Below are 21,846 nucleotides of genomic sequence, written 5' to 3' on the forward strand. Positions count from 1 at the left end.
GCTGACATCCACAGGGGATGGGCGCCGTCAACGACCGCTGTGAGAAGTTGGTGCGTCAGGCCGGGGTGTCGGCGTCCTCCGTGGTGGGCGTGAACGCCTCCGGGCCCTCTTCCACCGTCTTCGGGTCCATCCAGATGACCTGCCAGCCGTGGCCGTCGAGGTCGTGGAAGCTGCGTGAGTACATGAAGCCGTGGTCCTCCGCGCCGTCCGCCTCGGTGCCGCCCGCCGCGAGTGCGGCGGCGGCGACCGCGTCGACCTCGTCGCGGGAGGACACGCTGAAGCAGTAGAGCGCCGGTGTGTGCGTGGCGGGGTCGGCCAACGGCAGTTTCGCGAACTCCGCGAACTTCTCGCGGCTGAGCAGCATCACGAAGGCGTGCTCGCCGACGAGCGTGCAGGCGGCGGTCTCGTCGGTGAAGTGCGGGTGGAAACCGAACCCGAGACCGGCGAAGAACGCCTTGCTGCGTGCGAGGTCCGCCACGGGGAGGTTCACGAACAGCATGCGGCCGGGGTGTGCGGGAGGGGTCATGGTGGGTCTCCAGTCGGTGTCTCGCGTCTCGATGGCTCCTCGCCGGTGATCAGGCCGTCGACGGCGGAGAACTGCCCCGTCACCCCGATCGCGGCCCGCACCGTCTGGGGGGCGGTGCGCAGGTCGTGGCCGCCGACCCGGATCTCGCCGGCGTCGGCCGTGATCAGGGTGGAGAGGATCTTGACGGCGGTCGTCTTGCCCGCCCCGTTCGGGCCGAGCAGGGAGAAGACCGTGCCGGCGGGCACGTGCAGGTCGATGCCGTCGAGGACCGTTCTGTCCCCGAAGGACTTCCGCAGCCCCGTGGCCGCGATGGCGGTGGTGTGGGTCGTTGTCGTCATGCCCCGGAGTCTGCGGGGCGCCCTGGGACTACTTTTTCACGGTGGACTGAGACAGTGGACCGAGCCCCGAAAACCCGTTGGCGGACCGTGGTGGCCGCTGCTACCTTCCGGGAGGCCGTGCGAGTGAACGAGGAGGTGGTACCCGTGAACGCAGTATCGACATGGGTGCTCCCCTCCGGGGTCACGGTCGGGCGATAGGTCGTCCGGGAGCGCCGTTCACGCGCACTCCCGAAAGGCACGACCATGCGCTTCATCTCCGAGCGGCGCCTCGACGACGGCGTCCTCGAACGCGAATTCACCCTCGGCGAGATCCCGGGCACCCTGTGGACGCCCGGGTCCGCACCGGCCCCGTTGGTCCTGATGGCCCACAACAACGGCCTGCCCAAGGCGGACCCCCGGCTGATGGCCCGGGCCCGGTACACCGCGGCGCGCGGCTACGCGGTGGCCACCATCGACGCCGCCGGATGCGGTGACCGTCCGCGTTCCGCCGCCGACGAGCAGGCCCGTGCCGACCTCCGGCGGGCGTTGCGGGCCGGCGAGCCGGTCGACGAGATCTTCGAGTCGTTGATCGGCCCGCTGGTCGAGAACGCGGTCCCGGAGTGGCGGACCACCCTGGACGCCCTCCTCGAACTGCCGGGGATCGGCGGCCCGGTCGGGTACTCCGGAGGGTGGACCGCCCTCGGCATTCGGCTGGCGGTGACCGAGCCGCGCATCGTCGCCGCCGGCTTCTTCGCCGGCGGGTACGTGCCCCGCGCCCAGCGCGAGGAGGCCCGGCAGATCACCGTTCCGCTGCTCTTCCTGCTCCAGTGGGACGACGAGGGGAACCCCCGGCAACGGGCCCTGGACCTGTTCGACGCCTTCGGCAGCGAGGAGAAGACCCTGCACGCCAACCGGGGAGGGCACACCGGCACCCCGTGGTTCGAGCTGGAGGACGGCTGCCGGTTCCTGGACCGGCATCTGAAGTAGTACGGGTCAGTGGCCGGCCGCGCTGGCGTCGTGACGGCGGCGGCGGACGGCCGCGGCGTAGGTCGTCAGGCCGCCCAGGACCAGGGCGAGACTGGCCGCGATGATCAGGTCGGTGGTGGACGAGGTGCCGGTGGCCGCGAGGGAGGCGGCCCCGGCGACGATTCCGGTGCCGGTGCCGCTGAGGTAGTTCATGATCTTGTTCCTCTCGGTGATCTGTCGTTCGTGCGGGACGGTCGGGACAGGGGGAAGCGGTCACTTCCAGGCGGAGACGCCGGTGGCGTACGACTTCACCAGCGAGGTGACGAACCAGTACGCGCGCACGGTGGAGAAGACCAGGCCCGGCAGCATCAGGACGTCGACCAGGACGCCCTTCCAGCCGAGGTGGCGGGTGCGGAAGGCGGCGTACACGATCCAGAAGGCGACCAGGCACAGCCAGGCCGGATCCAGGACGAGGCCCTTGCTCGCGATCACGCCGGTCCAGGCGGCCAGCCAGCCCAGGGTGTAGAGGAAGCCGGCGAAGCCGAGCGCCATGCTGGTGATGGAGAACCACGTGTGCTTCGTCCAGCCGCGGCGGCGCAGGGTGTCGACCGTGCCGCGTCCCCAGCGCTCCCGCTGGCCGATCAGTTCCCGCAGGGTGGGCATGAGGTCGGTGTAGGCGATGCAGTGCTGGTTGGCCGTGACCTTCCAGCCCGCCTCCTTCAGCGCGAGCGTCGTCTCGTAGTCCTCCACCAGGTTGGCGTGGTCCTCCCAGAACACCTCGCCGCGCCAGCGCAGGATGCTCAGCAGTGCCTCGGTGCGGTAGAAGGAGCCGGCGCCCGACATGCTGTGGATGCCGAAGCGGTAGCGGCCCCGGGCGTAACGGCCGTACTCCATGATCTGCATGCCCAGCAGGTAGCGCTGCCAGAGGTTCTTCCACAGGCCGGTGCGGCCGAGGCAGGTCGCGCTGAGGCCGCCCACGCGCCGGTCCGAGGCCATGACGTTGCGCGCCCGTTCCAGGAACTTCGGGTGCAGACTGGTGTCGGCGTCCATGACCAGCAGGTACTTCGCGGCGGCCGCGAGTCCGCCGGGCGTGCTGTTCAGCCAGCCGATGCCGTGGTTGAGGGCGCCGGCCTTCTTGTGCGGGTTGTCCGGCAGGTTGAAGACGACGGTGCGCGGTACGCCCGGGCGGGCGGCGAACTCGCGGGCGAACTCCTCGGTACGGTCGGAGGAGTTGTTGACCACGATCACGATCAGGTCGGGTGGTGTGGTCTGCGCGGCCAGTGATTCCAGCGCGAGCAGGACGCCGGCCTCCTCGTTGCGGGCGGGGAGGATCACGGCGGTCTCCAGCAGCGAGGACGCCGCCTGGGTCACCAGCCGGCGCCGGTGGGAGCCGTGGGCGCGCCGGCCCCCGCGCGTTGGGATGGCGGTGGTCATGTGGTCGGACATGGTGTGGTGTTGCCCCCCGCGGCATGAGTGCCGCTTCATTCCGCGACGGCCTTCGGGCCGTCCGCTTGCCTGTTGCTGCCCGGTGCCGGCTTTCCCCGGCCGGGAGCGGACACCACCACCACTGCGACGAGCGGCGGCACGAAGGGCCATTCTTGAGGCGCCGGTTACGGTCCCGGAAGAGTGACAGAGGGGCGTACGGAGGCCTTGGGGAGGACTGGGGAGCGAGAGAGGGGAGTGGGTGGTGAGAGCAGGGCGCGCATCTTCTCCACGCGCCCCCCGTGTCCGCCCCCATGTCCGTGCCCCGTGTCCGCCCCCCCATGTCCGCCCCCGTGTCCGCGCCCCGTGTCCGCCCCCCGTGCCCCCGCGGAAAACCGCCTGCGTTCTCCGAGCCGGCCGGTCTACGCTCGGCCGATGACCTTGGAATGGCGGCATGTGATCGTGCACTCGGCGGACCCGGCGGGCCTGGGGCGGTGGTGGGCCGAGGCGCTCGGCTGGGTGGTGGTCCACTCCTCCGAGGACGAGTTCGCGATCTGCCCGGCTCCGGACCGGTTCCCGGGGCTGGAGTTCGTCCGGCTGGACGAGCCCAGGCAGGGCAAGAGCCGGCTGCATCTCGACTTCGTGCCGGACGATCAGGACGCCGAGGTGGCCCGTCTCGTGGCCCAGGGCGCCCGGCACGTCGACATCGGCCAGGGCGAGCAGTCGTGGGTCGTCCTCGCGGACCCCGAGGGCAACGAGTTCTGTGTCCTCGGCCGACGCCCTCAGGAACCGGCTTCCTGAACTCCCGGCACGGCGGTCGGGTCACCGCCCGGGCAGGGGCAGGCCCGCCAGGAGGGCGCGGCGGCTGGCCCTGACGTGTTCGCGCATGACGCGTTCCGCGCTGTCGCCGTCCTTCTCCAGGATCAGCTCCAGGACGAGGTGATGCTCACGGTCGGACTGGATGGCGCGGCCCGGCCGGCTGAGCGAGGTGTTCACCAGCCGGGGGTACGCGAGCTGGTTCATCAGCATCCGGTAGTGGGCCTGGAGCTTGCTGTTGTCGGAGCCGGCCAGCAGCAGGTCGTGGAACTCCTGGACCAGCCCCGCGTACCGTTCCCGGTCGTCCCGCTCCACCGCCTCGTCGGCCTCGCGCAGGTTCCGCTCCAGCGCGTCGGTCTCCGGGACCCGGCCGCGCCGGGCGAGGAGACGGGCGGCCGCGCCCTCCAAGAGTTCCTTCATCTCGAAGAGTTCCGTGATCTCCCGGCGGGAGGGGAGGGTGACGTACGTCCCGACGCGCGGCCGGATCTCGACGAGCCCCTCGGTCTGGAGCTGCTTGAGGGCTTCACGCACCGGCGTACGGCTCACCCCGAACTCGTCCGCGAGGGCGGCTTCCGAGAGTGCGGATCCGGGCTCGACCTCGCCCTTGATGATGCGCCGGCGCATCTCGGCGATCACCGTGGCCTGCATCGAGCCGTTCTTCGCGCGATTCACCGGCCGTGCCTCCCTCTCCCGTCCTCTCCGACACCGCCCGCGGATCATCCCAGGGACGTGAGTGCCCCGCCGTCGAAGAACCTGCCCGCGCTGTAGACCATGGGGTGCAGGTCGGTGACCGACGCGTGCACCACCCGGCAGACGAAGATCGTGTGCGTGCCGGCCCGGAGGCGCTCGCGGATCCGCACCTCCATCCGCGCACTGCTGCGGGCGAGCAGGGGGCTGCCGTACGGGCCGCTCTCCCAGTCGAGGTCCGTGAACTTGTCGGCGGACTTGCTCGCGAACGTGCCGACGACGTCGAGCTGCTCGGTGGACAGGATGTTGATCGCGAGGTGGTCCGCCCGGAACAGACAGTCATGGGTGGACGAGGTGTGCTGGACGCACACCATCACCGTGGGCGGGTCGAGCGAGATGCTGGAGAAGGCGTTGACGGCCAGCCCTCTGGGGGTCTCCCCGTCCATCGCGGTCACGACCGTGACACCGGTGACGAACTGCCGGTTCACCCGCTTCATCACGTCGAGGTCGGGGGTGGAGGCGAGCGCGGTCATGAGGGTGCTCCTTGTCGTGTCGGTCGTCGGTCCTGTCCCATGCCGGCGTCAGTCCTGTCCCACGCTGATGATGCCGAGCGCCGCGAGCAGCGCCCGCGGGTCCCAGGTCACGTGCTCCTCGACGATCCGGTCCCCCTCGAAGCGGGCGAACGTGGCGCCGCTGATGTCGACGCGCCGGTGGGTGGGCGGAACGCCGAGGAAGGAGTTCCTGTGCGTTCCGCTGCTGTGCCAGCGGATCGCGGCCCTGTCGCCCTCGATCACGAGGTCGTCGATGACGGTCGTCAGGTCCGGGAACGCCGCGCGCGTGGAGGTGATCGACGCCTTGAAGGCGTCCAGGTCCTGCGGGTGCGGGTCCGTCCCGTGGCGCAGGTAGGCCGGGCTCAGCAGGGTGTCGAGCGCGTCGACGTCACCGTGCTCCCAGGCCTCGGCCCAGGCCTTCTCGATGCGTTCCCGGTGGGCTTCGGTGTGCGCCATCTCTTCCCCTTCCATGGCTGCAAGAACGTCCGCGCAGCCGCCAATCCGGCCCGCATTGGCATACAAGAAGCAGTAAGGCATGGCACAGAGGGAGCGTCAAGGGCGCGGCCGCGGGGGATCGTTCAGCCGATTCCTTCAGCCCGATAAACACGCACGTCAAGTGGCATTCAACGGACGCCGGACCGAGGCTACGGCCGACATCCGGAGCCCATTCGGGCAGCAACCCTTGACCGGTTTGACGGGGATGCCTATCGTCCTGTGCCATGCAAGAGAGCTGGGAACACCCTGACGAGAGCATCGGTCTCCGCAAGCTCGTGCTCTACCGTGACGTCGTCCTGACCGAGGCGGGTGCGGCGCCCGCGCGACCGGCGTGGCGAGCGAGTGCCGCCGCGGTCGTACGGAATCCCTGGCTGGGGTCCGGTCCTTCGACCGACCTCAATCCGGAGCAGGCGCGTATCGCACCGGTGCTCGCGAGGCTGCTCACCGACCGGCTCCTCACCTCCCTGGGCGGCGCGGACGAGATCGAGTCGTTCGGCAAGGCCGCCATCGTCGGCACGGCGGGCGAGATCGAGCACGCGGGGGCGCTCATCCACACCCCGTACTTCGGCAACCTGGTGAGAGAGTTCCTCCAGGGCGAGTCCATCATCTGCTTCGCCGACACACGCGGCGAGGCCGGGGAGTCGCTGGTCATCCCCCTGTGGCACAAGACCCATGCCGCGACGCGCAGCCACTACCAGACCATCAGCGCCCGGGTCTCCGACGGTCCGCGCGCGGACGAGATCGTCGTGATCGCGGCCGCGTCGACCGGGCCGCGCCCGCATCCCCGGATCGGGGACCGGCTGACCGACCCCGTCGTCACCACCGAAACCCTGGAGGTTGTTTCCTCATGAGCGTCCGCAGGATCGTGACCGTCGTCGAGGAGATCCACACCGAGGGCGGCCGGGAACTCGCCCGCCCCGCCCGGATCGCCGTCGTCGCCGCGGTGATCGAGAACCCCTGGGCCGGTCAGGGCTTCGTCGAGGATCTCGGCCCCGGCATCGAGGCCCACGCCTCCGACCTCGGCGCGCTGCTCGCCCCCGCGGTCCTCGACGCCCTCGGTGCGCCCGCCGAGGCCTACGGCAAGGCCGCCATCGTGGGGCTGGACGGCGAGATCGAGCACGGCTCGGCGCTGATCCACACCCTGAAGTTCGGCGACCACTTCCGCAAGGCGGCCAACGCCACCACCCTGCTGCCCGCGGTCGAGAAGCGCGGCCCGGCCGGCGTGGTCTTCGACATCCCGCTCAAGCACATCACCGACGCCACGATCCGCTCGCACCACCAGAGCTTCGAGGTCCGCGTCAGCGACGCCCCGCATCCGCACGAGATCGTCATCGCGCTCGCCGCCGCCGCGCAGGGACGCCCCCAGCAGCGCCTCGCGCCGCTCACGACCGAACAGTAGGTGCCCATGAGCCAGCCGACCGTGGTCCTGCTGCACGGCGTCGGACTCGACCACACCATGTGGGAGCCGGTCGCCGCGCTCCTGGCCGACCGCTTCACCGTGATCACCCCGGACCTGCCGGGCCACGGCACCCGCCCCCCGGTGCCCGACGGGGTGAGCCTCGCCGACCTGGCCGACGGGGTCGCCGACGGGATCCCGGCCGGCTCGCACCTCGTCGGATTCTCCCTGGGCGCGCTGGTCGCCCAGCACCTGGCGCTGCACTGGCCCGACCGGGTGGCCACCCTGACCTCGGTCAGCTCGGTGTGCGCGCGCACCCCCGAGGAGCGGGACTCCGTCCTCGCCCGGCTGCGCACCGCGGAGGCAGACTTCGCGGCGAGCGCGGCCGCGTCCCTGAAGCGGTGGTACGACGGCACGGACGTCGGCGCCGACCGGGTGGCCCGCACCGGGGCGACGCTGCTCGCCAACGACGTCGGCTCCTTCCTGGGCTGCTACCGGGTGTTCGCCACGGCGGACGCGGACCTCGCCCCGGACCTCGGCCGGATCGCCGTACCCGCGCTGGCGGTGACGGGGGAGGACGATCCCGGCTCCACCCCCGGGATGACCCGCCGGCTCGCCGCGGCGCTGCCCGACTGCCGTGCGGTGGTCGTGCCCCGGGCGCGTCACATGCTGCCCGTCGAGCGTCCCCGGGCGCTGGTCGACTCCCTCACCACCTTCCTCGGAGAGTGTGCCCATGTCTGACCTCACCACGTTGCAGCACGTCATCGGCGGGGCGCGGGTGGAGCCCGCGTCGGGCGAGTACTTCGAGAGCAGCAACCCCGCCACCCGCGAGGTCCTCTACCGGGCGGCGCGCGGCGACGCGGCCGACATCGACCGGGCGGTCGCGGCCGCGCGGAGCGCCTTCGAGGACCCGCGCTGGCGCGACCTCAGCCAGACCCGCCGGGGTCATCTGCTGCGCCGCCTCGGTGAGCTGATCGCCGAGAACGCCGAGGACCTGGCCCGGATGGAGACCCAGGACAACGGCAAGCTGCTGCGCGAGATGCGGGGGCAGCTGGCGACCCTGCCGGAGTACTACCACTACTACGCGGGGCTCGCCGACAAGATCCACGGCGACTTCATCCCCACCTCCGACCGTCAGGTGCTGAACTACACGGCCCGGGAGCCGCTCGGTGTCGTAGGCGCGATCACACCCTGGAACTCGCCGCTGACGCTGACCAGCAGCAAGCTGGCTCCGGCCCTGTGCGCCGGCAACACCGTGGTGATCAAGCCGTCCGAGTACACCTCGGCGACCGTCGTCCGGCTCGCCGAGCTGGCGCTGGAGGCGGGCTTCCCGCCGGGCGCGGTCAATGTCGTCACCGGGTTCGGGGCCGAGGCGGGACAGGCGCTGGTCGACCACCGCGACCTGGCGAAGATCTCCTTCACCGGCTCCACCGCCACCGGGGCGCGGATCGCCGCGGCGACCGCGAGCCGGTTCATCGGCTCCACGCTGGAGCTCGGCGGCAAGTCCCCCAACATCGTCTTCGAGGACGCGAACGTCGCGAACGCGGCGATGGGCGTCGTGGCCGGCATCTTCGCCGCCGCCGGGCAGACCTGTATCGCGGGCAGCCGGGTCTTCGCCCACCGGTCGGTCTACGACGAGCTGCTGGAGCGGGTCGCCGAGCGGGCCGGGACCATCCGCATCGGGGATCCCCTGGACGCGGCGACCGAGCTGGGCCCGCTGGCCTTCGCCGGCCAGCGCGACAAGGTGGCCGGCTATGTCGACCTCGGCCGCAGCGAGGGGGCCCGGGTGCTGACCGGCGGACGCCCCACGGACGGCGGCGGGCTCGGCGGCTGGTTCTACGAGCCGACCATCCTCGTCGACGTCGACAACGACATGCGGGTCGTCCGCGAGGAGATCTTCGGTCCGGTGCTGGCCGTCATGCCGTTCGACTCCGAGGAGGAGGTCGTACGCCTGGCCAACGACACCGAGTACGGGCTCGCGGCCGGTGTCTGGACGACGAACCTCTCGCGCGCGCACCGGATGGCGGCGCGCCTCGACGCGGGCACCGTCTGGGTCAACACCTACCGGGCCATGTCCCCCATGTCCCCGCGGCAGGGCTTCAAGACCAGCGGTGTCGGGGTCGAGCACGGCACCGAGACGATCAGGGAGTACACGCGCCTGAAGAGCGTGTGGATCAACACCAGCGAGGAGCCGGTGGCCGACCCGTTCACGATGCGGAGCTGACAACGACATGCCCCAGGTCGCCATCACCCTCGCCGCGGGCCGCTCCCCGGAGCAGATCCGGGCCCTGCTGCACGAGGTGCACGCCGCGGTCCTGCGCACCACGGACACCAAGCCCGAGTACATCCGTGTCGTCGTCCACGAGGTGCCCCGGTCCCACTGGGCGACCGGTGACGTGACCCTCACCGAGATGGACGCCACCGCATCACGCAAGGAGCCGCAGTCATGAGGTTTTCGTTGTTCGTCCACATGGAGCGCTGGGACGAGGAGGTCAGCCATCGCGAACTCTTCGAGAATCTGACCGAGTTGACCCTGATGGCCGAGGCCGGCGGCTTCGGCACGGTGTGGATCGGCGAGCACCACTCGATGGAGTACACGATCTCCCCGAGCCCGATCCCGCTCCTCGCCCATCTGGCCGCGCAGACCTCGACGATCCGGCTGGGCGCCGGGACGATCGTCGCCCCGTTCTGGAACCCGATCCGGGCCGCCGGCGAGTGCGCGCTGCTGGACGTGATCAGCAACGGCCGGATGGAGGTCGGACTCGCCCGCGGCGCCTACCAGTTCGAGTTCGACCGGCTGGCGGGCGGGCTCTCGGCCCGGGACGGCGGCAAGCACCTGCGCGAACTCGTGCCCGCCGTAAGGGCGCTGTGGCAGGGCGACTACGCGCACGACGGCGAGATCTGGCAGTTCCCGACCTCGACGAGCGTGCCCAAGCCGGTCCAGCAGCCCACCCCGCCCATGTGGATCGCCGCCCGCGACCCCGACTCCCACGACTTCGCCGTCGCCCAGGGCTGCAATGTCATGGTCACCCCGCTGATGAAGGGGGACGAGGAAGTCGTCGACCTGAAGCGGAAGTTCGACACCGCGGTGGCCAACCACCCCGAGGTGGCACGGCCCGAGCTGATGGTGCTGCGGCACACCCACGTCCACTCCCCCGACGAGCCCGAGGGCTGGCGGCCGGCCGCGGAGGCGATCGGCCGGTTCTACCGGACCTTCGACGCCTGGTTCGGCAACCGGTCGACCCCGGTCAACGGCTTCCTGCCGCCCAGCCCGGAGTCGAAGTTCGAGGGCCGCCCCGAGTTCACCCCGGAGTCGCTGCACCGGACCGCGATGATCGGCACCCCCGCCGAGGTGATCGAGCGTCTGCGCGGCTACCAGGAGCTCGGCGTCGACGAGTACAGCTTCTGGATCGACACCGGCCTCCCGCACGAGGAGAAGCGCAGGTCGCTGGAGCTGTTCATCAAGGACGTCGTCCCGGCGTTCCAGTCGGCCCCCTGACACCGGGGAACGGCCGATCGGGCGTTCCCCGGTGTGCGCGGGTTCAGTCGGTCATGGCCGCGCGGACGAGCGCGGTGTCGACGAACTGTTCGAAGCGGACGACGAGGCCGCCGCGTACGACGAAGTGGTGGGCCACGCGGACGTCGATCCGCTTGCCGGTGGCCTTGTGGGCGGCGGTGTAGCGGGCGAGGACGACGACGTTCTCGCCGTCGACGACGTACGTGTCGTCGTGGGCGGTCCAGTCGTCCCAGTCCCGGCCCAGCTTCTCCATGACGTTGGAGGTGACGCCGTCAGGGGTGCGGTAGGTGCCGGCGAGCGGGAAGCCCGCCATCTCGGTCCACTCCACGTCCGGGGCGAGGGTGGCGCGCAGGGCCGCCAGGTCGCCCGCGGCCGAGGCGAGGTACTGACGCCGTACGACGTCGGCGGGCGCGGTGGAGGTGGCGAAGTCGGTGCTGTCGTGTGTCATGGTCAGCCCCACTTCATCTCGCCCTTGGCGACCTTCGCGCCGATCTGCGCGGCGATCAGCATGCCGTGGTCCGGGTGGCGCTCGACCAGCGCCTCGGTGAGCGCGGCGCCGTCGGCCGCCGCGGCCAGTTCCTCCTCGAAGGCGAGCAGGTAGTCGCGGGTGGCGGTGATGGCGGAGGCGTCGGCCGCGGTGCCGGGCAGCCGGTGGCCGGGGACGACCAGCTCGGGCTGGAGGGCGGCCATCTCGTCCAGCAGGTCGGTCCAGGCGGCGCGGTCCTGGGGGGTGGGGGTGTCGGCGACCCAGACGTGCTCCTGCTGGAAGAGCAGGACGCCGCCGAGGAGGGCGCGGTGCCCGGCCTGCCACAGGTAGTGGCGGTCGGGCAGAGCGGCCGGGCCGCCCTTGAGCTCGAAGCGGTGGCCTTCGAGGGTGAGGTCCCCGCTGAGCGGGGCGAGGTCGACCAGCCGGGTGGGGAGGTTGGGGCCGAGGGCGGCCCAGGCCTTGAGCTTTCCTTCGTAGGAGTGCGCGATGTGCTCGATGACGATCGGGGTGGCGACGAAGACGGCGTCGGGGAAGGCGTCGGCGAGGACCTCGGCGCCGAAGTAGAAGTCGGGGTCGCCGTGGCTGACGAAGACGGTTGTCAGCTTCTTGCCGGAGTCGAGGATCTCGGCGGCCAGCCGGTGGCCGTCGGCGCGGGTGAAGCCGGCGTCCACCAGCAGCGCCTCCGACTCACCGGTGACGAGCGTGGCCGTCTTGTTCTTGCTGCCGACCGGGAAGTCCAGGTCGAGGACCTTGAAGGAGAGGGTGCTCATGGATGACTCCTTGGGGGGGTGCGGGACTGTCAGGTCGTACGGATGCCTGCCAGGCGTCGGTCGATCTCGTCGGCGCCGGCCCGGCCGTAGGCCAGAGGGGTGACGCGGTCGCCGTCGACGGCGAGGAGGGTGGGGAAGCCCTCGACGCCCAGCGAGGCGGTCCGGTGGAAGTCGGCCTCCGCCGCCGCGCGCGCCTCGGGCCCCTCGAAGGCGGCGGCCACGGCGTCGGCGTCCAGTCCGGCGTCCTCGGCGACCTTCCGCGGGGTCGCCGGGTCGGAGAGGCTGAGGCCGTCGACGTAGAAGGCCCGTTGCAGGGCGACGGCCAGTTCCGCGGCCCGGTCGGGAGCGGCCCCGCGCAGGGCGGCGAGTCCGCGGGCGGCGGCCTCGGAGTCCATCACGAACGTGCCGTCGGCGATCAGCCGCTCGTACGGCTCGCCGAACTCGGCGCCGGTCAGCCGGGCGATCTCGGCGTTGGCGCCCCGGACGTGGCCGAACGCGCGGATCGGGACGCGGCGCGCTCCGGTGAACAGGCCGCCGGAGACCACCTCGACCGGCAGTCCGGGGTGCCGGGAGACGACTTCGCCCAGGGTGGCGGAGAAGCCGTGCGACCAGCCGCAGTAGGCGTCGAAGGCGTAGACGAGCTTCATCGGGGTCCTCGGGAGGATGCGGCGCCCGCGGGGTGCGAACGATTCGTCTGCTCAAACAGTAACTGACGCGTCAGATATTTCCTCGTTCGTGTGACGGCCGCCACAGCGTGGGCGGGTGCTCAGGGCAGGCGCGGCAGGACGTCCCGGGCGGAGTGGCTCAGGATCCGCAGGTCCTCGGCGAACCGTTCCCGGTGCTCGGCCGGCAGGGGGTCGAGGAAGTAGCGGCGGATGTTCTCCACGTGCAGCCGGGACGCGCGTACGGCGGTCTCCTCGCCGAGGGGGGTCAGCCGCACCAGGCGCCCGCGCCGGTCGTCGGGGTCCTCGGCGCGCTCGACCAGCCCGGCCGCCTCCATCCGGTCCACCAGGCGCGTCGCACCGCCGGTGGTGAGCACCTGCTCCTGCGCGACGGCCCGCATCGACAGACCCGGCTCACCGGCCCGCCCGAGGATCAGCAGCACCTCGAACATCAGATGGGTGATGCCGCACTCCTGCTCCAGGGAGCGGCCCAGGATGTACTCCAGCCGGTTCGCCGCGCCCTGGAGCCGCCCGAAGGCCAGCACCAGCGCGTTGTTCGCCGCGTCCCTCGGCGAGGAGATCCCCTCCGCCTGCTCGTCCACGCCCTCGCCGCCCTTCTCGTCTCCCGGTGGTCCCGTGCACCCGCACCCGCACCGATCAGGCTCATTGTGCCGGAGCGTCCCGAGGCGGCCATGGGCCCGCGCTCGCGCGGCAGGGTCCGGACCTGCTTCACCGCGTCGCGGGCTGGGGGGGTGTGTTCCGCGCCGTCGACATCGAACTCCCGGAGCTCCTGAGGTGGTTCGCGGTGATACGGGTCCTGAGGCGGGTGGCCTTGGGCGGTGGGGTGGGTGGTGCGCGGCGTAGCCTGTGCGCCATGGTGCGCGGCTTACTGGGTCAGCCATGGGTGCGGCCGGCGTACGACGTCGCGCTCGCGGTGCTGGTGGTCTACACGACCGCCTCCTCCGACGACGACCTCCACCAGGTCGTCGGCTGGGCGATGGCGCTGGCGCTGCTGTGGCGTCGGCGCCGGCCGACGGCGGTGATGGGGGTGGTCACGGGGCTCGTGCTGCTCCAGTTCGCGCTGGGGTCCGGCCCCACCCCGTACGACGGCGCGCTGCTCATCGCGATGGTGTCCGTGGTCACGCACGCCCGCTCGATGCGGCACGTCTACGCGGCGGGCGCGATCGTGCTGGTGGGCGTGGTCGTGACGTTCGGCGGGCTGCTGCCGTTCGGCGAGGGGCAGGACGAGGGCCTCGGTGACATCGTCGCCATCGCCGGTGTCTGCGCGGCCGTGTGGCTGACCGCCCTGGTGCTGCGGACCCGGCGGCTGTACGTCGCGAGCCTGGAGGCCCGGGCCGCCACCGCCGAGCGGGAGCGGGAGCATCTCGTGCGGCTCGCGGCGGCCGAGGAGCGCGCGGAGATCGCCCGGGAGCTGCACGACGTGGTGGCCCACAGCCTGGCGGTGATGATCCTCCAGGCCGACGGCGCCGGGTACGCCCTCACGTCCGACCCCGACCGGGCCGGTACGGCGCTCAAGGCGATCGCCGACACGGGGCGGGACGCGCTGGAGGACATGCACCGGATCGTGCGGGTGCTGCGGGCCGGGCGCGCCTCCTCCGGCCCGGGCGGCGAGTCCGTCGACGCCGACGCCGGCCGTCGGCGCGTCTCCCTGGACGACCTGGAGACGGTCGCCGAACGCGCCCGCACGGCGGGGCTGAAGGTGGACCTGGACATCGAGGGCGACCGGGACAGGCTGTCCACGGCGGACGGGCTGACCGTGCTGCGGGTCGTCCAGGAGAGCCTCACCAATGTGCTGCGGCACGCCGGGCCGGGGGCCGAGGTGGCGATCTCGCTGCGGTGCGGCCGGGACGCCGTACGGATCGGCGTGGTCGACGACGGGGCCGGGCGGCTGGCCGGGGCGCGGGAGGCCGTGGGCCGGGGCAGCGGCGGGAACGGGCTCGTCGGCATGCGCGAGCGGGTGGAGGTGTCCGGCGGCACCTTCAGCGCGGGGCCGCGCCTCGGCACGGGATGGCGGGTGGACGCGGAACTTCCCCTGACGGGGCGCGTCGACAGGGCCGCGGAATGAGCGGAACGAACGGAACGAACAGAACGAAGGGAACGAACGAGATGAGCGGACGGGCGGGACGGGTGCGATGAGCGGTGCGATACGGGTGGTCGTCGTGGACGACCAGCCGCTGATCCGGGCGGGGTTCGCGATGGTGCTGGCCGCGCAGGACGACATCGAGGTCGTCGGCGAGGCGGAGAACGGCGCGGACGCGGTGGCGCTGCTGGCCCGCACCGAGGCCGATGTCGTCATCATGGACATCCGGATGCCGGTCATGGACGGCGTCGAGGCCACCGAGCGGCTGAGCCGGCTGCCCGGCGGGCCCCGGGTGCTGGTGCTCACCACCTTCGACACCGACGAGGACGCGTTCGCGGCGCTCCAGGCCGGGGCGAGCGGCTTCCTGCTGAAGAACACACCACCCGAGGAGGTCGTGTCGGCGATCCGGGTCGTGGCGGCCGGGGAGTCGGTGGTGGCGCCGCGCGTCACCCGTCAGCTCCTGGACCGGTTCGCGGGCCGGCTGGCGCCCTCGCCCCGGCACGACGAGCGGCTGGACCTGCTGACCGCCCGTGAGCGCGAGGTGCTCCGGCTGGTCGCGGAGGGGCTGTCCAACAGCGAGATCGCCGGGCGGCTGTTCATCGCGGAGGCGACCGTGAAAACCCATCTGGGCAAGATCGTGACCAAGCTGGACCTGCGGGACCGGGTGCAGGCCGTCATCTTCGCCTACGACGCCGGCCTGGTCAGCCCCGCCGGCTGACCCCGCGTCACCGCACGTCGACCCGCCGGTCTGCGACCGCAGTCGTAGTCCCGTCCTCTGACCGCGGTTGCATGTGCGCCGTCCGGACATCGCATCGGCGGCTGATGTGCCGGGACGCCGTTCCTTCGAGACTTTCCGCATGTTCTCCGGACTCCCCGGAGGACTTCCCGGACATCTCCCGGAGGTCGTCGTGTCCGCTGTCACCCCTGCCCGTCCCCGTCCCCGCCGTCGCACCAGGGCGATCGTCCTCGGTTCCGTCGCCCTCGCGTTCACCGCCGTACTGGCGGCCGGGGCCGGGCTCTGGTGGCAGGAGCACAACCGGCCCAGCCAGGCCTCCAAGGCCGACTGCGCGCTGGCGCAGCGGATCGTGGACGACGCCCAGCACCTCCCCACCGACAGGGCCGCCGTCGAGCGGTGGGAGCAGGACACCATGCGGATGCGCCGGGCGCAGATGAAGGACGGGTACCTCGGCTTCCGCGTCGCCCAGTACGAGGTGTGGGCGGCGGACAAGGCGAAGGGCGAGGGGACTCCCCCGTCGGACCGGAAGGTGCTGACGCTGTCGGACAAGGCCAATGAGCACTGCGCGGACGCCAAGGTCGCGATCTCCTTCCCGCCGCTGGCCTCCTGACACCGGGCCGGGAAGAGGAGAAGGGAGTGCGGCTCATGGTCATGGCGCGGGAAACGGGGGCGCCCCTCCCCGACGACCGGGACATCGCCGCCGCCGTGGATCTCGTGAAGACCTACCGGCAGGGCGAGACGGAGGTCCGGGCGCTGGACCGGGTGACCGTCGGTTTCGCCCGGGCCCGGTTCACGGCGATCACGGGGCCGTCCGGGTCGGGCAAGTCGACGCTGATGCACTGCCTCGCCGGTCTCGACACGGCCACCTCGGGCCGGGTGGTGCTGGACGGCACGGCCCTCACCGGGCTGTCCGAGCGGGCCCGGACGCGGGTGCGGCGGGAGAAGGCCGGCTTCGTCTTCCAGTCGTTCAACCTGCTGCCCCAGCTGACGGCGCTGGAGAACATCGCGCTGCCGGTCACCCTCACGGGCCGGCGCCCGGACCGGGACCTCCTCGACCATCTCGTCGGGGTGCTCGGCATCGGCGACCGGATGTCCCACCGGCCCGCCGAACTCTCCGGCGGGCAGCAGCAGCGGGTGGCGCTGGCGCGGGCCCTGGTGGCCCGGCCCGCCGTGGTCTTCGCCGACGAACCGACCGGCAATCTGGACTCGCGCTCGGGCACGGAGGTCCTGGAGTTCCTGCGCCGTTCCGTGCGCGACCTCGGGCAGACCGTCCTCATGGTGACGCACGACCCACGCGCCGCCGCCCACGCCGACCGGGTCCTCACCCTCACCGACGGCCGCCTCACCGACGACCGCCCCGCACCCGACCGCCTTGTAGAGCGCGGCAACTCCTCCTCAAGGAGGAGCGCATGACGTCGCCGTCCTGGCGGGCGACCGTCCTGGGGTCGCAGCTCGCCGAGCTGCTGCGCCGCCCCGGCCGTCTGTTCACCACCGGGCTGTCGGTCCTCGTCGCCGCCTTCGTCGTCTTCGCCGCCGTCATGGCCCAGCAGATCACGGTGCGCACCACCCTCGACCGCTTCCGCGGCACCCCGGAGGCCGTCACCCTGGTCGTGGCCCCCGGCGAGGACGCGGCGACCGGCTTCTCCACCGCCGCGCTGCGGCGGATCCGCGCGCTGCCCGGGGTCGCCGAGGCGGTCGGACGGGTGGACGCGGGCGCGCCGATCGCCGGTGGCTTCGACCGCTATCTGCCGCTGTACGCCGACCCCGGCACCGGACCGCTGTCACAGGTCCGGCTCGTCGAGGGCCGCTATCCCGACGCCGCCGGCGAGATCGCGGTCAACCGGCAGGCCGCCGAGGAACTCCTGCTCACCCCCGGCAGCCGGACCGCCCTGCTCCTCCCCGACCCCGCGCACCCGGAGCGGACCCGCGAGGTCGCCCTCACCGTCACCGCAGTGGTGCGGAGCTCCACGACGGCCGAGCAGCGGGCCGGCGGGTACGCCACCGACGCGCGCCTGCTGCCGTACGCCCAGTCGCCGGGATATCCGCGCATCGACATCCGGGCCGAGGAGGGGGTCGTACGGGGCGAGGTGGCCCGGCGGGTGCGGGCCCTGCTCGAGCGGGACGCGCCGGGCGCGTCCGTCACGACCGGGGCCGCCGTGCGGGCCCAGGAGGAACGGGACGCCGTGGGCGGGGATCTGCGGGAGATGTTCCGGCTGATCTCCGTGTTCCTGGCCGTCGCGGTGGGGGCGGCGGCCCTGGTGGCGACCTCGACGTTCCGGATCGTCTTCGCGCAGCGGCTGCGGCAGCTGGCGCTGCTGCGGGCCGTCGGCGCCGGGCGGCGCCGGCTGGTGACCGCGCTCGCCGTGGAGGGCGCGCTGGTGGGGGCGGTCGCGGGGGCGGCCGGGGTGCTCCTCGCGCTGGGCGCCGGACACCTCGCCCCGGCGGCCGCGCGGCTGCTCGCCGGCCGGGAGCTGTCGGCGCCGGGGTTCCCGGTGGCGTACGGCGCGCTGGTGGTCGTGGGGGCGGTGCTGGTGACCGTCGGCGCGGTGCTCGCACCGGCGCTGGCGGCGGCCGGTGTGTCACCGCTCCAGGCGCTGCGGACGGCCGGGACGGTCACCGGGGAACGGCGGATCGGTCCCGTCCGGCTGACCGCCGGGACCGTCCTCGCCGCCCTGGCCGTGGGGCTCGCCGCGCTGGTGGTGAACGAGCTGCCCGGGCCGGGGCAGCAGGACTACGACCGTGACCTCGGCATGCTGGGCACCGTCGGCTCGGCGGGTCTGGCCTTCCTGGCGCTGGTCGCGCTGGGGCCGCTGCTGGTGCGGCCGGTACTGGCCGTGGCCGGGTGGCCGCTGCGCCGGCTGGGCGCGACGGGGCGGCTGGCGGTCAGCGGGGTCGGCGGCACCCCGCGGCGGGCCGCGGCCGTCTCCGTGGTCGTCGCCCTCGGTGTCGCGCTGGTGTCGGGAGCCCTCGTCGCCGTGGCCTGTCTCGGGGGCTATCTGGACCGGGACGCGGCCGTCACCGCCCCCGCCGACTTCGAGGTCACGGCCGGTGCCGGGGGCTGGGACGCGGGCGCGGTCCGGGCGTTCGCGGCGGCGCCCGAGCTGGCCCGGGCCACCGCCTACCGCGTCCTGCCGGTGACCCTCGACGGCCAGGAGATCGAGGTGAGCGACCTGGATCCGGGCGCGCTGCCGACCGGAGCGGACCTCGGGACCGTCACCGGCTCCCTCGACGGCCTGGGTCCCGGCCGTGCGCTCGTCGCCGCCGGCCTGGCCAGGTCGCTCGGGGTGCGGGCGGGCGACCGCTTCACCCTGCCGTCCCGGCACGGGCGGATCCGGCTGACCGTCGCCGCCACCCTGCCCGGGCCGGGCCCGCTGAGGGCGGACGTGGTCGTCGCACCCGGCGACCTCGACCGGCTGGGCGCCCCCGCGCACGCGAGCGGCGTCCTCGCCGACGCCGCGCACCGGGGAGCGGCGGCGCGCGGGGAGGCGTACCGGGCGCTGGGGACCCTGGTCCGGGCGCACGCCGCCGACCCGGACGAGGCGGGCCTGCGCGTCCTGGCGGAGGTCCGGGACGACAACCGGGGCACCCTCGACGTGCTGCTGACCACCGCGCTGGGGCTCGTCGCCCTGACCGTCCTCATGGCGGTCGTCGGGGTCACCACGACCACCGGTCTGACGGCGGTCGAACGCACCCGGGAGTTCGGGCTGCTGCGCGCGCTGGGCCTGGGCGGCGGGGCCCTGCGCCGGACGATCGCCCTGGAGGCGGGGCTCTACGGCGTCCTGGGCGGTGTGCTCGGTCTGGCGCTCGGCGTCCCCTACGCCTGGCTGCTCGTCCGCAGCGCCGTCGGCACGGCCCCCCTGCTGCTGCCGCTGGGCCGGCTGGTGCTGGTGCTCACGGGTCTGACGCTCCTCACCGCCCTGGCGGGGCTCCTCCCGGCCCACCGCACGACGCGGGTCAGCCCGATGACGGCGCTGGGGGACGCCGAGTGAGGGCGGGTCGGGCGCCCGCGCACCAGCCGGGCCTCAGGCCCCCACGTACGCCGCCAGATGCTCCCCGGTGAGGGTCGGGCGGGCCGCGACCAGGTCGGCCGGGGTGCCCTCGTAGACGACGCGGCCGCCGTCGTGGCCCGCGCCGGGGCCGAGGTCGATGATCCAGTCGGCGTGGGCCATGACCGCCGGGTGGTGTTCGACGACGATGACGGACTTGCCGGCGTCGACCAGGCGGTCCAGCAGGCCGAGGAGTTGTTCGACGTCGGCGAGGTGGAGGCCCGCGGTGGGCTCGTCGAGGACGTAGACGCCGCCCTTGTCGGCCATGTGCGTGGCGAGCTTGAGGCGCTGGCGTTCGCCGCCGGAGAGGGTGGTGAGGGGCTGGCCGAGGGTGAGGTAGCCGAGGCCGACGTCGGCGAGCCGGCCGAGGATGCGCTGGGCGGCCGGGGTGTGCGCCTCGCCGCCGCCGAAGAACTCCTCGGCCTCGGCGACCGGCATCGCCAGCACCTCGGTGATGTCCCGGCCGCCGAGGTGGTGGTCGAGGACCGCCGCCTGGAAGCGCCGCCCCTCGCACTCCTCGCAGGTGGTGGCGACGCCGGCCATCATCGCGAGGTCGGTGTAGACGACCCCGGCGCCGTTGCAGGTGGGGCAGGCGCCCTCGGAGTTGGCGCTGAACAGCGCGGGCTTGACGCCGTTGGCCTTGGCGAAGGCCTTGCGGATCGGGTCGAGGAGTCCGGTGTACGTGGCCGGGTTGCTGCGGCGCGAGCCGCGGATCGGCGCCTGGTCGACCGAGATCACGCCCTCGCCGGCCGGGATGGAGCCGTGGATCAGCGAGCTCTTGCCGGAGCCGGCGACCCCGGTGACGACGGTCAGCACCCCGAGCGGGACGTCGACGTCGACCTCGCGCAGGTTGTGCGTGGTCGCGCCGCGGATCTCCAGCTTCCCGGTGGGGGTGCGCACGGTGTCCTTGACGGCGGCCCGGTCGTCGAGGTGCCGGCCGGTGACGGTGTCGCTGCCCCGCAGCCCGGCCACCCCGCCCTGGAAGCAGACGGCGCCGCCGGCGGTGCCCGCGCCGGGGCCGAGGTCGACGACATGGTCGGCGATCGCGATGACCTGCGGCTTGTGCTCCACGACGAGGACCGTGTTGCCCTTGTCCCGCAGGCGCAGCAGCAGGTCGTTCATGCGCTGGATGTCGTGCGGGTGCAGTCCGGTGGTGGGCTCGTCGAAGACGTAGGTGACGTCGGTGAGCGAGGAGCCGAGGTGGCGGATCATCTTCACCCGCTGGGCTTCGCCGCCCGAGAGGGTGCCGGCGGGCCGGTCGAGGGCGAGATAGCCGAGGCCGATCTCCGTGAAGGAGTCCAGGGTGTGCCGCAGCGCGTCGAGCAGGGGCGCCACCGTCGGCTCGGACAGTCCGCGCACCCAGTCGGCGAGGTCGCTGATCTGCATCGCGCAGACGTCGGCGATGCTCAGCCCCTCGATCTTCGAGGACCGGGCGCCCTCGCTGAGCCGGGTGCCGTCGCACTCGGGGCAGACGCTGAAGGTCATCGCCCGCTCCACGAAGGCCCGTACATGCGGCTGGAGCGCGTCGACGTCCTTGCTGAGCATCGACTTCTGGATCTTCGGGATCAGTCCCTCGTAGGTGAGGTTGATGCCCTCGACCTTGATCTTGGTGGGTTCCTTGTGGAGGAGGTCGTGCAGCTCGCGCTTGGTGTAGCGGCGGATCGGCTTGTCGGGGTCGAAGAAGCCGCAGCCGCGGAAGATCCGGCCGTACCAGCCGTCCATGCTGTAGCCGGGGATCGTGAGCGCGCCCTCGTTGAGGGACTTGGTGTCGTCGTAGAGCTGGGTCAGGTCCATCTCGGTGACCGAGCCGCGGCCCTCGCAGCGCGGGCACATCCCTCCGGTGCGGGTGTACGTCGCCTTCACGGCCCGCTGGGCGCCGCGCTCCACGGTGATCGCGCCGCTCGCGCGGACCGAGGCGGTGTTGAAGGAGTAGGCGCTGGGCGGGCCGATGTGCGGGGTGCCGAGCCGGCTGAAGAGGATGCGGAGCATCGCGTGGGCGTCGGTGGCGGTGCCGACGGTGGAGCGGGGGTCGGCGCCCATCCGCTGCTGGTCGACGATGATCGCGGTGGTCAGCCCGTCGAGCACGTCGACCTCGGGCCGGGCGAGGGTCGGCATGAAGCCCTGGACGAAGGCGCTGTACGTCTCGTTGATCAGCCGCTGCGACTCGGCGGCGATCGTCCCGAAGACGAGGGAGCTCTTGCCGGAGCCGGAGATGCCCGTGAACACCGTCAGCCGACGCTTGGGGATCTCGACGCTGACGTCCTTGAGGTTGTTCACGCGTGCTCCGTGCACACGGATCAGGTCGTGGCTGTCGGCGAGGTGCGGTGCGACGGTGTGGGCCATGCGGCTCA

The 21,846-nt window shown here is 72.6% G+C and carries 24 protein-coding genes and 1 pseudogene; 13 read left to right on the top strand and 12 right to left on the bottom strand.

The features are described 5' to 3' along the window. Window positions 1–55 precede the first annotated feature (55 nt). Together ACYQ8Q_RS19945 and ACYQ8Q_RS19950 are read right to left on the bottom strand one after the other, a co-directional pair. Window positions 56–526, bottom strand: a complete 471-nt coding sequence (locus tag ACYQ8Q_RS19945; protein ID WP_460066662.1) for a VOC family protein — start codon at window positions 524–526, stop codon at window positions 56–58. 35 nt (window positions 527–561) lie between these two features. Next, window positions 562–864: pseudogene (locus ACYQ8Q_RS19950) on the bottom strand (ATP-binding cassette domain-containing protein); the annotation flags it as partial. 243 nt (window positions 865–1,107) lie between these two features. On the opposite strand from ACYQ8Q_RS19950, the gene ACYQ8Q_RS19955 reads away from it, so the two are divergent. Beyond that, entirely contained in the window at window positions 1,108–1,830 is a 723-nt protein-coding gene (locus ACYQ8Q_RS19955) for a dienelactone hydrolase family protein (protein ID WP_460066663.1), read from the top strand. A 6-nt stretch (window positions 1,831–1,836) separates the two neighbouring features. Here ACYQ8Q_RS19955 and ACYQ8Q_RS19960 read toward each other — a convergent pair whose 3' ends face one another. Further along, window positions 1,837–2,022: a hypothetical protein gene (locus tag ACYQ8Q_RS19960; RefSeq protein ID WP_067251292.1), complete on the bottom strand. Its 186-nt coding sequence runs from the start codon at window positions 2,020–2,022 to the stop codon at window positions 1,837–1,839. A gap of 60 nt (window positions 2,023–2,082) precedes the next feature. After that, a complete protein-coding gene (locus tag ACYQ8Q_RS19965; protein ID WP_460066665.1) occupies window positions 2,083–3,243 on the bottom strand; it encodes a glycosyltransferase family 2 protein in 1,161 nt (386 codons plus the stop codon). Between the two features lie 423 nt (window positions 3,244–3,666). On the opposite strand from ACYQ8Q_RS19965, the gene ACYQ8Q_RS19970 reads away from it, so the two are divergent. Continuing rightward, entirely contained in the window at window positions 3,667–4,032 is a 366-nt protein-coding gene (locus ACYQ8Q_RS19970; protein WP_460066666.1) for a VOC family protein, read from the top strand. A 21-nt stretch (window positions 4,033–4,053) separates the two neighbouring features. Here the strand turns inward: ACYQ8Q_RS19970 and ACYQ8Q_RS19975 are convergent, their stop codons facing one another. The 3 genes from ACYQ8Q_RS19975 to ACYQ8Q_RS19985 are packed head-to-tail and all read right to left on the bottom strand — an operon-like array spanning window position 4,054 to window position 5,741. Then, window positions 4,054–4,719, bottom strand: a complete 666-nt coding sequence (locus ACYQ8Q_RS19975; protein ID WP_460066667.1) for a GntR family transcriptional regulator — start codon at window positions 4,717–4,719, stop codon at window positions 4,054–4,056. A 44-nt stretch (window positions 4,720–4,763) separates the two neighbouring features. Beyond that, window positions 4,764–5,267 carry a flavin reductase family protein gene (locus tag ACYQ8Q_RS19980; protein ID WP_460066668.1) on the bottom strand — a complete coding sequence of 168 codons (504 nt, stop codon included), beginning with the start codon at window positions 5,265–5,267 and terminating at the stop codon, window positions 4,764–4,766. A 48-nt stretch (window positions 5,268–5,315) separates the two neighbouring features. Continuing rightward, window positions 5,316–5,741, bottom strand: coding sequence for an ester cyclase (locus ACYQ8Q_RS19985; RefSeq protein ID WP_460066670.1), 426 nt, complete (start codon window positions 5,739–5,741; stop codon window positions 5,316–5,318). Between the two features lie 263 nt (window positions 5,742–6,004). Here ACYQ8Q_RS19985 and ACYQ8Q_RS19990 point away from each other — a divergent pair, with 263 nt between their 5' ends. Genes ACYQ8Q_RS19990 through ACYQ8Q_RS20015 form a run of 6 tightly spaced genes read left to right on the top strand, consistent with a single transcriptional unit; the run spans window position 6,005 to window position 10,675 of the window. Next, a complete protein-coding gene (locus ACYQ8Q_RS19990) occupies window positions 6,005–6,631 on the top strand; it encodes an amino acid synthesis family protein (RefSeq protein WP_460066672.1) in 627 nt (208 codons plus the stop codon). Beyond that, window positions 6,628–7,179 (top strand): amino acid synthesis family protein, encoded by a 552-nt coding sequence (locus ACYQ8Q_RS19995; protein WP_460066673.1) that lies wholly within the window; start codon window positions 6,628–6,630, stop codon window positions 7,177–7,179. Before ACYQ8Q_RS19990 ends, ACYQ8Q_RS19995 begins: the two co-directional genes overlap by 4 nt. A gap of 6 nt (window positions 7,180–7,185) precedes the next feature. After that, window positions 7,186–7,917 (top strand): alpha/beta fold hydrolase, encoded by a 732-nt coding sequence (locus tag ACYQ8Q_RS20000; protein ID WP_460066675.1) that lies wholly within the window; start codon window positions 7,186–7,188, stop codon window positions 7,915–7,917. Continuing rightward, window positions 7,910–9,400, top strand: coding sequence for an aldehyde dehydrogenase (locus tag ACYQ8Q_RS20005; protein WP_460066677.1), 1,491 nt, complete (start codon window positions 7,910–7,912; stop codon window positions 9,398–9,400). The genes ACYQ8Q_RS20000 and ACYQ8Q_RS20005 overlap by 8 nt, the downstream gene beginning before the upstream one ends. Window positions 9,401–9,407: 7 nt before the next feature. After that, the gene (locus tag ACYQ8Q_RS20010; RefSeq protein ID WP_460066678.1) at window positions 9,408–9,626 is read left to right on the top strand and encodes a tautomerase family protein; all 219 of its coding nucleotides are present in this window, start codon (window positions 9,408–9,410) and stop codon (window positions 9,624–9,626) included. Further along, the gene (locus ACYQ8Q_RS20015) at window positions 9,623–10,675 is read left to right on the top strand and encodes an LLM class flavin-dependent oxidoreductase (protein ID WP_460066680.1); all 1,053 of its coding nucleotides are present in this window, start codon (window positions 9,623–9,625) and stop codon (window positions 10,673–10,675) included. The genes ACYQ8Q_RS20010 and ACYQ8Q_RS20015 overlap by 4 nt, the downstream gene beginning before the upstream one ends. A 43-nt stretch (window positions 10,676–10,718) precedes the next feature. Here the strand turns inward: ACYQ8Q_RS20015 and ACYQ8Q_RS20020 are convergent, their stop codons facing one another. From ACYQ8Q_RS20020 to ACYQ8Q_RS20035, 4 genes are all read right to left on the bottom strand, one after another. After that, window positions 10,719–11,141, bottom strand: coding sequence for a nuclear transport factor 2 family protein (locus ACYQ8Q_RS20020; protein ID WP_460066681.1), 423 nt, complete (start codon window positions 11,139–11,141; stop codon window positions 10,719–10,721). Between the two features lie 2 nt (window positions 11,142–11,143). Beyond that, a complete protein-coding gene (locus tag ACYQ8Q_RS20025) occupies window positions 11,144–11,950 on the bottom strand; it encodes an MBL fold metallo-hydrolase (RefSeq protein WP_460066682.1) in 807 nt (268 codons plus the stop codon). A 29-nt stretch (window positions 11,951–11,979) separates the two neighbouring features. Then, complete coding sequence (locus ACYQ8Q_RS20030; RefSeq protein WP_460066683.1) at window positions 11,980–12,597, bottom strand: DsbA family protein; 618 nt, start codon at window positions 12,595–12,597, stop codon at window positions 11,980–11,982. A 119-nt stretch (window positions 12,598–12,716) separates the two neighbouring features. Then, a complete protein-coding gene (locus tag ACYQ8Q_RS20035; RefSeq protein WP_460066684.1) occupies window positions 12,717–13,214 on the bottom strand; it encodes a MarR family winged helix-turn-helix transcriptional regulator in 498 nt (165 codons plus the stop codon). Window positions 13,215–13,486: 272 nt separating this feature from the next. On the opposite strand from ACYQ8Q_RS20035, the gene ACYQ8Q_RS20040 reads away from it, so the two are divergent. The 5 genes from ACYQ8Q_RS20040 (at window position 13,487) to ACYQ8Q_RS20060 (ending at window position 19,438) form a co-directional block, all read left to right on the top strand. Continuing rightward, complete coding sequence (locus tag ACYQ8Q_RS20040; RefSeq protein ID WP_460066686.1) at window positions 13,487–14,698, top strand: sensor histidine kinase; 1,212 nt, start codon at window positions 13,487–13,489, stop codon at window positions 14,696–14,698. A 67-nt stretch (window positions 14,699–14,765) separates the two neighbouring features. Beyond that, window positions 14,766–15,431 carry a response regulator gene (locus ACYQ8Q_RS20045; RefSeq protein WP_460066688.1) on the top strand — a complete coding sequence of 222 codons (666 nt, stop codon included), beginning with the start codon at window positions 14,766–14,768 and terminating at the stop codon, window positions 15,429–15,431. Between the two features lie 190 nt (window positions 15,432–15,621). Beyond that, window positions 15,622–16,059: a hypothetical protein gene (locus tag ACYQ8Q_RS20050; RefSeq protein ID WP_460066690.1), complete on the top strand. Its 438-nt coding sequence runs from the start codon at window positions 15,622–15,624 to the stop codon at window positions 16,057–16,059. A gap of 41 nt (window positions 16,060–16,100) precedes the next feature. After that, window positions 16,101–16,862, top strand: a complete 762-nt coding sequence (locus ACYQ8Q_RS20055; protein WP_460073412.1) for an ABC transporter ATP-binding protein — start codon at window positions 16,101–16,103, stop codon at window positions 16,860–16,862. Further along, window positions 16,859–19,438: an FtsX-like permease family protein gene (locus tag ACYQ8Q_RS20060; protein ID WP_460066693.1), complete on the top strand. Its 2,580-nt coding sequence runs from the start codon at window positions 16,859–16,861 to the stop codon at window positions 19,436–19,438. The genes ACYQ8Q_RS20055 and ACYQ8Q_RS20060 overlap by 4 nt, the downstream gene beginning before the upstream one ends. Before the next feature lie 33 nt (window positions 19,439–19,471). Here ACYQ8Q_RS20060 and ACYQ8Q_RS20065 read toward each other — a convergent pair whose 3' ends face one another. After that, window positions 19,472–21,838 carry an ATP-binding cassette domain-containing protein gene (locus ACYQ8Q_RS20065; RefSeq protein WP_460066694.1) on the bottom strand — a complete coding sequence of 789 codons (2,367 nt, stop codon included), beginning with the start codon at window positions 21,836–21,838 and terminating at the stop codon, window positions 19,472–19,474. Window positions 21,839–21,846 lie beyond the last annotated feature (8 nt).

This window comes from Streptomyces sp. YKOK-I1 (genome assembly GCF_054660435.1).

Coding starts and splice junctions, on each gene's coding strand:
- ACYQ8Q_RS20045 (WP_460066688.1), top strand. CDS start 14,766: ATGAGCGGTGCGATACGGGTGGTCGTCGTGGACGACCAGCCGCTGATC.
- ACYQ8Q_RS19970 (WP_460066666.1), top strand. CDS start 3,667: ATGACCTTGGAATGGCGGCATGTGATCGTGCACTCGGCGGACCCGGCG.
- ACYQ8Q_RS20065 (WP_460066694.1), bottom strand. CDS start 21,838: ATGGCCCACACCGTCGCACCGCACCTCGCCGACAGCCACGACCTGATC.
- ACYQ8Q_RS20015 (WP_460066680.1), top strand. CDS start 9,623: ATGAGGTTTTCGTTGTTCGTCCACATGGAGCGCTGGGACGAGGAGGTC.
- ACYQ8Q_RS19985 (WP_460066670.1), bottom strand. CDS start 5,741: ATGGCGCACACCGAAGCCCACCGGGAACGCATCGAGAAGGCCTGGGCC.
- ACYQ8Q_RS19945 (WP_460066662.1), bottom strand. CDS start 526: ATGACCCCTCCCGCACACCCCGGCCGCATGCTGTTCGTGAACCTCCCC.
- ACYQ8Q_RS20005 (WP_460066677.1), top strand. CDS start 7,910: ATGTCTGACCTCACCACGTTGCAGCACGTCATCGGCGGGGCGCGGGTG.
- ACYQ8Q_RS20055 (WP_460073412.1), top strand. CDS start 16,101: ATGGCGCGGGAAACGGGGGCGCCCCTCCCCGACGACCGGGACATCGCC.
- ACYQ8Q_RS19995 (WP_460066673.1), top strand. CDS start 6,628: ATGAGCGTCCGCAGGATCGTGACCGTCGTCGAGGAGATCCACACCGAG.
- ACYQ8Q_RS19965 (WP_460066665.1), bottom strand. CDS start 3,243: ATGACCACCGCCATCCCAACGCGCGGGGGCCGGCGCGCCCACGGCTCC.
- ACYQ8Q_RS19960 (WP_067251292.1), bottom strand. CDS start 2,022: ATGAACTACCTCAGCGGCACCGGCACCGGAATCGTCGCCGGGGCCGCC.
- ACYQ8Q_RS19990 (WP_460066672.1), top strand. CDS start 6,005: ATGCAAGAGAGCTGGGAACACCCTGACGAGAGCATCGGTCTCCGCAAG.
- ACYQ8Q_RS20010 (WP_460066678.1), top strand. CDS start 9,408: ATGCCCCAGGTCGCCATCACCCTCGCCGCGGGCCGCTCCCCGGAGCAG.
- ACYQ8Q_RS20020 (WP_460066681.1), bottom strand. CDS start 11,141: ATGACACACGACAGCACCGACTTCGCCACCTCCACCGCGCCCGCCGAC.
- ACYQ8Q_RS20030 (WP_460066683.1), bottom strand. CDS start 12,597: ATGAAGCTCGTCTACGCCTTCGACGCCTACTGCGGCTGGTCGCACGGC.
- ACYQ8Q_RS19955 (WP_460066663.1), top strand. CDS start 1,108: ATGCGCTTCATCTCCGAGCGGCGCCTCGACGACGGCGTCCTCGAACGC.
- ACYQ8Q_RS20040 (WP_460066686.1), top strand. CDS start 13,487: ATGGTGCGCGGCTTACTGGGTCAGCCATGGGTGCGGCCGGCGTACGAC.
- ACYQ8Q_RS20060 (WP_460066693.1), top strand. CDS start 16,859: ATGACGTCGCCGTCCTGGCGGGCGACCGTCCTGGGGTCGCAGCTCGCC.
- ACYQ8Q_RS20025 (WP_460066682.1), bottom strand. CDS start 11,950: ATGAGCACCCTCTCCTTCAAGGTCCTCGACCTGGACTTCCCGGTCGGC.
- ACYQ8Q_RS20000 (WP_460066675.1), top strand. CDS start 7,186: ATGAGCCAGCCGACCGTGGTCCTGCTGCACGGCGTCGGACTCGACCAC.
- ACYQ8Q_RS19980 (WP_460066668.1), bottom strand. CDS start 5,267: ATGACCGCGCTCGCCTCCACCCCCGACCTCGACGTGATGAAGCGGGTG.